This window comes from Vibrio sp. NH-UV-68 (assembly GCF_042940635.1).
Taxonomy (GTDB): domain Bacteria; phylum Pseudomonadota; class Gammaproteobacteria; order Enterobacterales; family Vibrionaceae; genus Vibrio; species Vibrio pacinii.
On record NZ_CP134975.1, the window covers coordinates 1,948,926 to 1,960,980 of the forward strand.

The 12,055-nt window shown below is 46.5% G+C and carries 11 protein-coding genes; 3 read left to right on the forward strand and 8 right to left on the reverse strand.

Translation table 11 applies throughout. The features are described from left to right. Window positions 1-4: 4 nt before the first annotated feature. On the forward strand, window positions 5-1,546 hold the full coding sequence (locus tag ViNHUV68_RS08865) for a SpoVR family protein (protein WP_038172710.1): 1,542 nt from the start codon (window positions 5-7) through the stop codon (window positions 1,544-1,546). A gap of 35 nt (window positions 1,547-1,581) precedes the next feature. Here the strand turns inward: ViNHUV68_RS08865 and kdsB are convergent, their stop codons facing one another. Genes kdsB through ViNHUV68_RS08890 form a run of 5 tightly spaced genes read right to left on the reverse strand, consistent with a single transcriptional unit; the run spans window position 1,582 to window position 7,529 of the window. Beyond that, complete coding sequence (gene kdsB / locus ViNHUV68_RS08870; RefSeq protein ID WP_391087482.1) at window positions 1,582-2,334, reverse strand: 3-deoxy-manno-octulosonate cytidylyltransferase; 753 nt, start codon at window positions 2,332-2,334, stop codon at window positions 1,582-1,584. Next, window positions 2,334-2,513, reverse strand: a complete 180-nt coding sequence (locus tag ViNHUV68_RS08875; protein ID WP_391087485.1) for a Trm112 family protein — start codon at window positions 2,511-2,513, stop codon at window positions 2,334-2,336. Before ViNHUV68_RS08875 ends, kdsB begins: the two co-directional genes overlap by 1 nt. Further along, window positions 2,494-3,504: a tetraacyldisaccharide 4'-kinase gene (gene lpxK, locus ViNHUV68_RS08880; RefSeq protein WP_038172716.1), complete on the reverse strand. Its 1,011-nt coding sequence runs from the start codon at window positions 3,502-3,504 to the stop codon at window positions 2,494-2,496. Before lpxK ends, ViNHUV68_RS08875 begins: the two co-directional genes overlap by 20 nt. Window positions 3,505-3,506: 2 nt before the next feature. Continuing rightward, window positions 3,507-5,255: a lipid A ABC transporter ATP-binding protein/permease MsbA gene (gene msbA, locus ViNHUV68_RS08885; protein WP_038172717.1), complete on the reverse strand. Its 1,749-nt coding sequence runs from the start codon at window positions 5,253-5,255 to the stop codon at window positions 3,507-3,509. 33 nt (window positions 5,256-5,288) lie between these two features. Then, entirely contained in the window at window positions 5,289-7,529 is a 2,241-nt protein-coding gene (locus tag ViNHUV68_RS08890; protein WP_391087489.1) for a DNA internalization-related competence protein ComEC/Rec2, read from the reverse strand. An 8-nt stretch (window positions 7,530-7,537) separates the two neighbouring features. On the opposite strand from ViNHUV68_RS08890, the gene ViNHUV68_RS08895 reads away from it, so the two are divergent. Then, window positions 7,538-8,068: a DUF2062 domain-containing protein gene (locus ViNHUV68_RS08895; protein WP_038172721.1), complete on the forward strand. Its 531-nt coding sequence runs from the start codon at window positions 7,538-7,540 to the stop codon at window positions 8,066-8,068. Window positions 8,069-8,168: 100 nt separating this feature from the next. Here the strand turns inward: ViNHUV68_RS08895 and lolE are convergent, their stop codons facing one another. The 3 genes from lolE to lolC are packed head-to-tail and all read right to left on the reverse strand — an operon-like array spanning window position 8,169 to window position 11,301. Beyond that, complete coding sequence (lolE, locus tag ViNHUV68_RS08900) at window positions 8,169-9,413, reverse strand: lipoprotein-releasing ABC transporter permease subunit LolE (RefSeq protein WP_391087491.1); 1,245 nt, start codon at window positions 9,411-9,413, stop codon at window positions 8,169-8,171. Further along, window positions 9,414-10,100 (reverse strand): lipoprotein-releasing ABC transporter ATP-binding protein LolD, encoded by a 687-nt coding sequence (lolD, locus tag ViNHUV68_RS08905; protein WP_391087493.1) that lies wholly within the window; start codon window positions 10,098-10,100, stop codon window positions 9,414-9,416. It lies immediately after the preceding gene. After that, window positions 10,093-11,301, reverse strand: coding sequence for a lipoprotein-releasing ABC transporter permease subunit LolC (gene lolC / locus ViNHUV68_RS08910; RefSeq protein WP_038172729.1), 1,209 nt, complete (start codon window positions 11,299-11,301; stop codon window positions 10,093-10,095). Before lolC ends, lolD begins: the two co-directional genes overlap by 8 nt. Before the next feature lie 179 nt (window positions 11,302-11,480). Here lolC and ViNHUV68_RS08915 point away from each other — a divergent pair, with 179 nt between their 5' ends. After that, window positions 11,481-12,047, forward strand: a complete 567-nt coding sequence (locus ViNHUV68_RS08915; RefSeq protein ID WP_038172731.1) for a PilZ domain-containing protein — start codon at window positions 11,481-11,483, stop codon at window positions 12,045-12,047. Window positions 12,048-12,055: the final 8 nt, after the last annotated feature.

Genomic DNA, 12,055 nt, shown 5'->3' on the forward strand with positions numbered 1-12,055 from the left:
CGGTATGACAACAACCAAAACGAAAAAGCCGACGAAGAGCAAAGCATTGCCTGACGGTCCAGATTGGACATTTGATCTACTCGAGCGTTACCACGTTGAAATAAAACGAGTCGCGGAGCACTACCGTTTAGATAGCTACCCCAATCAAATTGAGGTGATCACTTCTGAACAAATGATGGATGCCTATTCAAGTATCGGTATGCCCATCAACTATAACCACTGGTCATTTGGTAAAAAGTTCATTCAGACCGAACAAGGCTACAAACATGGTCAAATGGGCTTAGCTTATGAGATTGTGATTAACTCCGATCCTTGTATTGCCTACTTGATGGAAGAAAATACTGTCACCATGCAGGCCTTAGTGATGGCCCATGCTTGCTACGGCCACAACTCTTTCTTTAAGGGCAACTATCTGTTCCAAACTTGGACCGATGCAAGTTCTATCATTGATTATCTGCTGTTCGCCAAGAAGTACATTGCAGAATGTGAACAAAAATACGGCGTTAAGGAAGTTGAAGAACTGTTGGACTCCTGTCATGCATTAATGAATTTTGGCGTGGACCGCTACAAACGACCTGAAAAAATTTCTATCGCCGAAGAAAAGTTACGCCAAGAAGAACGCGAGAGCTATTTGCAATCACAGGTAAACGATTTGTGGCGCACAGTTCCTAAATCGAAAGTCGAAGCCGAGAATGAAAAAGCTCGTTTTCCCTCAGAGCCGCAAGAGAACATTCTCTACTTTATTGAAAAGCATGCGCCTTTGCTTGAATCGTGGCAGCGTGAGATAGTCCGTATTGTACGAAAAGTGAGTCAGTATTTTTATCCGCAGAAACAAACCCAAGTGATGAACGAAGGTTGGGCAACATTCTGGCACTACACCATACTGAACCACCTTTATGACGATGGGCTCGTGACAGACAGATTTATTCTGGAGTTTTTACACAGCCATACCAGCGTCGTCGCGCAACCTCCATACAACAGTCAGTACTTCAGTGGTATCAACCCTTATGCGCTAGGTTTTGCTATGTTCCAAGATATTCGTCGTATTTGTGAAAATCCGACCGATGAGGACAGAGAGTGGTTCCCCGATCTTGCAGGAACCGATTGGCTAGATGCGGTGCACTTTGCCATGCAGAACTTTAAGGATGAAAGTTTTATTAGCCAATATTTGTCACCAAAAATCATCCGTGACTTTAAGCTGTTTGCCATCGTAGACGATGACCGCAAGAACTTTATCGAGGTCAGTGCCATTCACAATGATGTCGGCTACAAAGCAATACGCGAAAAATTAGCCGCGCAGTATAACTTGAGTAACTTAGAGCCAAACATTCAGGTTTACAATGTCGATGTGCGCGGCGATCGTTCGCTAACCTTGCAGTATGTGCCACATGATAGGATCCCTCTTGACGACAGTTACGAGCAAGTGCTTAAACACCTTTATCGTTTATGGGGTTTTGATGTCGTACTTGAAGAAGTCAAAGAGACCGGGCGTCGTGAAATTCTTGGGGCGTGCCCAAAACGTGGCGACTATGACGCTAAAATCTAATATGACGAGAAAGGCCCTAATGTAGGGCCTTTGGTTTATTGGTTGGCGATAATGTTTCTAACTACTTCTAGGTCTTCAGGCGTATCTACGCCGGCGGCTGGTGCTTGTTTGGCCACCGCCACATGAATTTTTTCACCGTACCAAAGTACACGTAGCTGCTCTAAGCACTCAATTTTCTCAAGGGCGGTTGGCTGCCAGTTGATGTACGTATTAATAAAACCTGCGCGATAAGCATAAATGCCGATATGACGCATCAGAGGCTGCGCAATGACTTTATCGTTACTCGCAAAATTATCACGATCCCAAGGAATGGTTGCGCGGCTAAAGTACATCGCATAACCGTCTTTATCCGTTAACACTTTCACCGCATTGGGGTTGAACACTTCGGCTTGATCGGTAATTTCCACCGCAAGTGTTGCCATCGGCGCTTGGCTGTTGGCCAAGTTTTCCGCCACTTGACTAATAATGCTTGGTGGAATCAATGGCTCATCTCCTTGAACATTGACGATAATATGTTCGTCAGGTATGGCCATCTTTTTTACCACTTCGGCCAAACGTTCAGTACCAGATTCATGATTAGGTGAAGTCATACAAACTTGGCCACCAAACCCTTTCACTGCTTGCTCTACTCGATGATCATCCGTCGCGATGATGACGTTTTCTGCTCCCGCTTGAATGGCTTGGGCGTAGACCCACTCAATCATAGGCTTACCACCAATGTCAGCAAGAGGCTTACCAGGTAACCGCGTTGATTGGTAACGCGCCGGAATAACAACAGTAAATGACATTACCTGCCCTCGTCCATGCTCACTTTGCGCGCTTCAGGCTCTAAAAGTACGGGAATGCCTTCTTTAATCGGGTAAGCGAGGCGATCAAATTTACACACAAGCTCTTGCTTATCTTTATCAAATGTGAGTTTGCCTTTACATACAGGGCAGGCAACAATCTCAAGCAGACGGTGATCCATACTTTTCCTTAACCTCTTTTATCTTATTGAGAATCCGCGATTGGTCGAGCTGGCTAAACTGTGCAGTGACAGGCAGGTACCACCAATTATCTTTCGCGTAATTCGTACATTTTACGGCATCTTTCTCAGTCATGATGAGATGCTTACCTTTCGCCGCCAAAGCATCTAACTGTAACGGTTCAAAATCTTTATGATCGGCAAAGCCTTGAGTGTATTTCAGATCCGCACCAAGTTGTTCGAGCGTATTAAAAAAGCGCGGCGGATGACCAATTCCTGCCATGGCAACCAGGCCTTCATCTAACTCAGTCACATCAACTTGCTGACCTGTCACCATGTTAACCGCTTGGGTTGGCGCAAGTGTCATCGCAAGCTCGCCATCTTCGGCTTGACCACCGTTAGTAATGACCAAGTCGACTTCTAGTAATCGTTGCACCGGTTCACGCAAAGGTCCAAGTGGAAGCAGTGATTGGTTGCCAAAGCGACGTGCACCATCAACCACAACAATTTCAACATCTCGCTCTAACGCATAGTGCTGTAATCCATCATCAGTAATAATGATATCAACACCCAAAGGCAGTAACGCTTTGACTGCATCACTTCTTTGAGGCGAAACAGCCACTGGCGCTGAGGTACGTTTGTGTATCAGCTTAGGTTCGTCACCACAATGTTTGGTTGATGTATCGTGGCTTACCGTTAATGGATAACTCGGTGCCTTGGCGCCATAGCCGCGTGAAACTACTCCTGGTCGGTAACCTAGCTGTTGTAATTGCTCCACAAGCCAAATTACTACCGGGGTTTTACCATTGCCACCCGCGGTAATATTGCCTACCACCACCACAGGAACAGGCGCCCGATAGGTCGGTTTTGCTCCGCCTTGATACTGACGTCGACGTGCTTGACTGATCACAGCAAACAACTGGCTTAGCGGCCACAGAAGTGGCCATAACAGGTATTTTAACGGCGAATTCTCAAACCAGATCTTCTCAATCAAGGTTAAGCACCAAACTGAATACGATGAAGCTGGGCGTATGCGCCATCTTTGTTAATTAACTCACTGTGACTGCCGCGTTCAACAATTTCGCCTTCATCTACGACTAATATTTCATCCGCACTTTCGATGGTCGACAGACGGTGAGCAATCACCAATACTGTTTTGTTTTTCTGTAACTCATCGAGTGCTGATTGAATCGCTTTTTCTGATTCGGTATCGAGCGCAGACGTTGCCTCATCTAAAATTAACACTGGCGCATCACGCAGCAAAGCACGAGCTATCGCAATCCGTTGACGTTGCCCACCAGACAAACTGGCACCATTTTCACCGATGACGGTATCTAAACCCTTATCCATCGATTCGATAAAGTCCATTGCGTGAGCCAAACGCGCGGCATGTTCGATTTGTTCACGACTGTACTTTTCTGTCGCTGCATAAGCGATGTTATTAGCAATGGTATCGTTAAACAGATGAACGTTTTGCGAAACCAACGCAAAATGGGAACGTAAATTACTTAAGGTGTAATCACGAATATCGTGCTCATCAAGGTAAATTGCTCCAGTGTCGACGTCGTAAAAACGGGTAAATAAATTCGCAATGGTACTTTTACCCGAGCCCGAGCGGCCAACCAAAGCGACAGTTTTACCTTGAGGAATTTTGAAACTGACATTATTGAGCGCTGGCTTCTCTTTACCAGCATAAGTAAAGGTCACATCTTTGACTTCAATATCGCCGCGTACTTTGTCAGTTTGGTACTTGCCATTGTCTCTCTCTGTATCCAAATCCATCAGAGCAAACAAAGTTTGGCTAGCTGCCATACCACGCTGAAAATCTGAAGTGACGTTAGTTAGTGCTTTAAGCGGGCGCATAAGGCCAAACATCGCCGAGAAAACAACCGTAAAAGTACCAGGAGTTAGTTCGCTACGTATTGAGTCAACGCTGGCTAAAAACAGCACCACGACAAGAGCAATCGAAGCAATTAACTGGATCACTGGGTTTGCGATAGCTTGCGCTGCAACTAGCTTCATCGACTGTTGACGCATTTGGTTACTAACGTTGTCAAAGCGCTCTGTTTCAACGTGCTGACCGCCATAGCTCAAGACCACTTTGTGGCCCTTTAACATCTGCTCAGCGGAAGAGGTGACAAAACCCATCGTTTCTTGCATGTTTCTAGAAATCTTACGAAAACGCTTAGAAACAACACCAATACCCCATGCCACAAGAGGGGCGACAACGAACAAGACCAAGGATAGCTCCCAGCTATTCCAAAACATCAGCACTAATAAGCCAACGATACTTGCCCCTTCACGTACAATACTGACCAAGGCACGGCTGGTCGCACCTGCCACTTGCTCAGAGTCATAAGTAATGCGTGATAGTAATCCGCCTGCCGACTCTTTATCAAAGTAGGACACTGGCATATGCATAAATTGGTTAAAGATGGCTCGACGCATCTTCATGACAACGTTGCCAGATACCCAGCTAAGGCAGTAGGTCGAGACAAAGCCACTTAGCCCGCGTACCACCATCATACCGAAAATAATAAAAGGTAAGATGCGTAAAAAGTTCGATTCTGCATCGCCAAAGCCTTCATCGAGAAGTGGCTTAAGCAAAGAAACCATGTAGGTATCAGCCACCGCATTGATAATCAATGCAACAACCGCGACCGCAAGACCAGCTTTGTATAAGCGGATGTAGGTCCACAAGCGTTTAAAGGTTTGCCAAGTAGTTTCGTCTTGATTCAGAGACATAGAAGTGCTTATTTTTCTTTTGCAATATAGTCTCTATTCTACTCGGTTACGCAGCATCTGCCTATACCAAGTATTCCCTTTCAACGCCCTCATCGTAGTCAATGTGTAATGATCCGAATAGAATTTAACCGTTATCTGACCATGGCTTCCCGTATCAAGCAATCTAGCACCTTGCTGTTGATAGCGCTCGACGACTTGCTTATTCGGTAGATCCCAGCGGCCATCTTTTGCGGTCGAGACTAACGCTATCTGCGGATTAACCGCTTTGATAAAATCGGGCAACGAGGAAGTTCGACTGCCATGATGAGGCACGGTCATGATCTCGGCATCCAGTGAGGCTTCCCCTCGGATCAACAACCATTCAGCAATGGCTTCGACATCACCAGTCAAAAGAAGGCTAAATCCACTTTGACTCTCTGCGATTTTTAATACACATGAATGAGGGTTAAAAGCTCGCGCCACCCTTGCCGGCGGCCATAGAGCGTTAATTGATAGCCTGCCCCATTGCCAACTTTTTCCTTGCACGCAAGTGATGTTGCCCGTGTTGACTTGGCTGGTCATAATATCATTCGGTGACCAACGCTGTGAAAGGTGACCAAAACCACCTGCATGGTCATTATCAAAGTGACTAATCGCCAACCAATCCACCTCTTTTACGCCATATTTTACCAGATAAGGTGTTAACACTTGCTCGGCAATACTCGAGTCATTCCAGGCCGCGCCTGTGTCGTACAATAAAACACGTTGCTCTTGCCGAATCACCACCGCTAAACCGTGTCCTATATCCATCATCTCAAGCACCCATAACGGTTTCGCCCGCCAAGGTTGACTCAAGATCAGTAAGATACACAATACAATCGCGACAGCTTTGATTGCGAGAAAAGGCATTAGCGCGACTAGCAATACTGCCCCACTAAGCCAGTACAACTCGTGATGCGAGAGCTCCCACCAGCCCCAATTCGAATGCTCTAACGCCCAGTCCAGCGGCACAAACAGCCAATCTAAGCCAATCCAAAGCCAAGACAGTGAGTCACACAACAGTGATGCAGTGGTTGCAACGAATAGCCAAGGGATGACCACCCAACTAAACCAAGGTACGAAGACTAAGTTATAAACCACCGCCGCAACGCTTACCCCCTGATACAACCAACTGACCAAGGGCGCCATAACTATCACTATCACCATTTGCGCAAGGAGTAACTTAGCTAACCAGTGCCACCCCTTAGGGCAAAGCGCAATAAACACAAACACGCAAGCAACGGCATACATTGACATCCATAAACTGGCACTGACCACAGAAAAAGGCGCGATAAACAGTAACGTAGCCAAAACCAGCAACCACTTAAACGGATAAGATAAATTCCCGCCACGCAGTTGCACGCAACATAAGACGATGCACATCAAAAGCGCTCGCTGGGTAGGGATGGAAAACCCCGCCAGCCAAGCATACGTCGTCGCCAAAGCCAAACCTGTTGCCATTGGTAACCAAACCCAGCGTGGAAAAAGAGCAAACAGCACTAGACCCATCAGCCAACCCAAAGAGAAAGCAATTCCAATATGCAAGCCTGAAATTGCCACAAGGTGACTTAAACCGCTCTGTTTTAATTGCTGCCAAGTTTGAGAAGAGATATCGCTACGAAGACCAAACAATAAGGCTTGGATAAATGCTTGATGCTCGGTGTCTGCCGAAGCACGCTTGACGCTGTCAATCAACTGAGCTCGTCGATTTGTCCCACTCACCACATAGAAACTTCGCTTTGTATTAATGGATGCTTGACCAACAAGGCCAGTTGCAAGCGCATACTGTTCACTATCAAAACCGACTTCATTAACAACCCCGACAATTGGACGCAGTGTCACATCAGCAGAAATTATCTGTTGTGGAACCAGTGCTATCGGCGCCGATAGCTTAATTTTTGCGCGCGCACCAGTGGTCAACGTTTGTCCGTTAATTGATCTAACTATAACTATGCCGCGAAAGCCGAATTTTATTGGTGTAAAAAAGCTGTCAACCTCAGCAGTTATGCTAATATCGTCCCCTGCTTGGAAAAGTGTTTCAGTTTGAAAACGCATAAAATTACCATGCGCTAATACGACAACACACGCTAAAGCTAACCCAACAAAACCTCTCAATCTCCTATACTTGAAGGTCATCACTAAGATAACCCCGGCATAAAATAGGTAGCGCCAGTCTGGCAGTATCGGCCAGAAGGGACTGGTGGCAACCAGTGCAGAGAATGAGATTAGCGTCCAATAATGTAAGTAGAGAGTCATATTTACCGATGCCAAGAAAATTCATAAAACGCTTTATGCCTGACCACGAAAGAATTAAGCGTCAAAAGGCACTAAAGATTTTTGGCAATGTGCTATACAACCCTAACCTGTGGTGTTTGAACCGTCGTTCTGCCGCTGGGGCTTTTGCCGTGGGTCTTTTTATGGCTTTCGTTCCTCTGCCAAGTCAAATGATTATGTCAGCCGGGCTTGCGATCGCGTGTGGGGTTAACCTGCCCCTATCCGTGGCGTTAGTTTGGGTCAGTAACCCTGTCACTATGCCGGTGCTGTTTTATTTCGCGTACAAAGTTGGCGCTTGGGCGATGCATACCCCGCCACAGCATTTCCACTTTGAGTTATCGTGGGAGTTTTTACTTCATCAAATGAGCACGATTGGTCCGCCGTTTTTACTCGGTTGTCTGATCTGTGGCATTGTGGCAGCGATGTTGGGTTACTTTGGCATCACAGCATTGTGGCGCTATTCGGTGGTCAGAAGTTGGCAAAAACGTAAGATCAGAATAAGAAATCTGCTCAAAAAATAAAAATTACGTTGCTCAGTTTCCGAGCCAATGATGGGCATGATGTAAGACAGATGTCAGGTAGAAATGAAAAAGGACCGAATGGTCCTTTTTTAGTCTTGGATTATTTTGCGCTCAGCACTGCGGCTGGATTAAGCCGACTTGCCCGAGAGGCAGGATACCAAGTCGCCATAAGGCTAAGACCGATAGCCGTCGATGAGACGAGCACCACATCCACCCAAGCGACCTGCGAAGGTAAGAAGTCGACAAAATAGATATCACCGGATAAAAACTGGTGACCTATAAGCTGCTCAAGCGCTGAGATCATTGGCGTGAGATTAAGCGCAACAACCACACCGATAATGCTACCAGCAATACTGCCTAAAACACCGGAAAAGACGCCCTGCCAAACGAAGATCCGCTTCACTAAACCATCGCTTGCTCCCATGGTGCGCAAAATAGCAATTTCGCCCGCCCGATCTTTTACCGCCATCATCAAGGTCGATACGATATTAAAGCTTGCGACGCCAATCACTAACACCATGACGAGATACATAATGGTGCGTACCAGTTGAATATCACGATAAAGGAAACCGAACTTCTGCTGCCAACTACGCAAATAAACATAGTCATTGAGCGTGTTACCAGCCTCGCGAACAATTTGCGTCGCTTGCAGCACATCCGTCACCTTAACCGCCACTCCAGTCACACCTTGACCGAGTTTGGCGTAGGACTGAGCGTCGGCTAATGGAATCAATGCCAAGTTATGGTCGATTTGCCCGTTGAGAGTTAATAAGCCCGCCACTTTTACTCGCACTCGTTTCGGTGCTTGCACCTTAGTCGTTGGCCCGTTAGTTGGGATCATCAGCGTCAGGTAATCGCCCTTATCTACATTAAGCAGGTCAGCCACACCTTGACCTAAAATGACTTGCTGATTTCCGGCCTGAAACGTCGACCACACCTGCGAATCAATAAATTCACTCAGGCTGGAAACGCGACTTTCAGCACTAGGGTCGATGCCTCTGACTTCAAGCGCTTTAAGTTGAGTGCCTTTTTCAGCCAATGCGGTGAGCTTTACAAACGGCGCCGCTGCATCGATCTTTGGATGCTTTTCTAGCTGTGAAATCACCGATTGCCAATCAGTTAACGGCCCTCGAACCCCTTCAAATTCACCATGAGAAATAACCGAAAGTACGCGATTATTGAGCTCACGTTCAAATCCATTCATGGCAGACAAACCAATGATGATCACCGCGACCCCAACGGCAATACCCAGTGTCGATGAAAGCGAAATAAATGACACCATTTTGTTACGCTGTTTCGCACGACTGAAACGTCCACCAATAAGCAGTGACAAAGACGACAACATTTAGCGGCCCTCGACATTAATCAACAAACCGTCTTGCATATGCAGTTGACGATCCATCTTCGCGGCCAGCTCTCCATCATGAGTCACGACTAAAAACGCCGTTTGTGACTCTTGGTTTAACTCGCGCATCAAATCATAAATCGACAATGCCGTTTTATGATCAAGGTTACCAGTTGGCTCATCGGCTAACACCAGATCGGGGCTATTCACCAGCGCTCGAGCAATCGCCACACGCTGACGTTCTCCGCCAGACAATTCAGACGGACGATGTTCTAAACGATGACTTAGCCCTACCTTGTCGAGCAGTTTTTTGGCCGCCTGTTTAGCCACATTGACTTTAGCACCGCCAATCAGCAGTGGCATCGCCACATTTTCTATGGCGCTAAAATCAGCAAGGAGGTGGTGAAACTGATAGACAAAACCAAGATGCTGATTGCGCAGTTTTGCCTGATGATTGGAGCTTAATGTCGATAGGTCATGACCTAAAAAGGTCACGTGTCCATCGGTTGCATCATCAAGCGCACCCAAGATATGCAGTAAGGTACTTTTCCCTGATCCCGACGTACCAATGATCGACACCAAATCGCCACGCTCTAGACCAAAGCTAACTCCTTTGAGAACCTGTGTATCGAATGCACCTTCACGATAGATTTTACATATATTGTGACACTGGAGAAGGTTACTCATATCTTAAAGCCTCAGCTGGTTTAACGGTGGATGCACGGTAAGAAGGAAACAAAGTCGCGGCAAGGCTGAGCGCAATCGCCAGCGCGATAACAATAGCGATCTGAATGGGGTTTATCATAATAGGCAGCTCCCCCCCAACAGAAAATAACACCACGCCCATGCTCTCAAGCAGCTGATTAAGGTTATTCGCCAGCGCAATTCCCAAGCCGCCGCCAATTAGAGCACCAATCACACCGCTACTCGCCCCTTGAACCATAAAGATTGCCAGTACTTGCCTGTCTGTCATCCCTTGCGTTTTTAAAATTGCCACTTCAGATTGCTTCTCCATCACCACCATAATAAGCGCAGAGATGATATTGAATGCGGCAACACCGATAATCAGACCAAGCATGAGTCCCATCATGTTTTTTTCCATCCGCACGGCCTGAAATAGCTCACCACGCTGATCGCGCCAATCTTGCCATGTCCAGCCATCGGGCAAAGGCTCATTACTTAAGTCCGACACAACGAATGGGTCATTAAAAAACAGCCGCCAGCCTGTCACTTGATCGTTTTTCATCCGCATCAATTTAGCCGCATCTTGTAAATGGGTCAGCATCAGTTGCCCATCAACATCAGAGCCGGTGTTATAGATACCCGCCACCGTGAATAAGCGCTGACTTGGGATTCGACCCAGCGGGGTAAATTGACTGGCGCTGGTTACCATCAAACGAACCTTATCGCCAAGCGATACGTTCATTGAACGTGCCAAGGTATGTCCTAAAAACAGTTGATATTCACCCGCTTTTAGATTGGAGAGTTGCCCGGCAATCAAATGTGTTTCGAGCGGATCATGTTGTGACGGCTGAATACCCAATAGTAAACCGGCACTAAGTTGGCTCGGGCTTTGGATAATCGCTTCACTTTGTACAACAGGTTCAGGCATACCTGCGTTCGACATTTGAGTGATAAAGTCAGGGGGTGTCGCTTGCAATGCGGTGTTTCCGGAGTCTTGTGAAATAATCGCTTGCGGCAATACACCAAGGATTCGCCCTTTGAGTTGGGCCTCAAAACCGTTCATCACCGACAACACCGTGACCAAAGACATCACGCCTATGGTGATGCCCGCCGTTGACATGTAGGAAACAAAGCGACTAAATCTATCACCGGAGCGCCCACGCAGGTAACGCAAGCCAATGAAGGTGGAGACAGGATGAAACATAGTAGCAACCAAATATGCAGCCAAAAGACCTAATAATGGCGTTTACTCTACCGATTAATTCCGGGCACGTGTAGTGTTTAATTGCCAATTGATGGTTAAAATATGGAATAAACAAAGGGATAGCTTGATTACTTGACTGGTATAACGATAATCAATGCTATAAGCACAAGGAATCACACATGTCTGACCAAGAATTCTTTACCGTTAATCACACCATGACCGTCAATATAGAAGCCTTGGCTAACGATGTGTCCTTACCCAGTTTCGAAAAGTTTGAAAGTGAGATTCCGGCGCCCTTTATCGTCGCCAGTGAATTTAGTCACCTTGATCTTCTCAATGACAGCGCTCGTAATGAATTGAAAAACAGCGAATTTAAACATGTTATTCAACTTCTCGATACGCAAAACTCGAAACTCAACCTGCTACTTACTTTCATGTTGTCCCAACAAGATGATGAGAAACAGCGCTGCCAAACTCACTCTTTTGGTGCTAGTCAGTTCACCTATGTGTCGGATCATAATCTCCACCCTGCGACTAAGGTGCGCGTCAAAATGTTTCTAGATCACCCTGCAGCCGCTATTTACTGCTATGGTCATGTGGTAAAAGTCGACCAACACGATGACGGACACTTAATTACCATCAAATACGATCTTCTGCGTGATGTTGACCAAGATTTATTGATCAAAGCGGCCCTGTTCCAACAACAAAAACTGTTACGTCAACGCTCACTCGATCGCAACAAATAAAATAGATT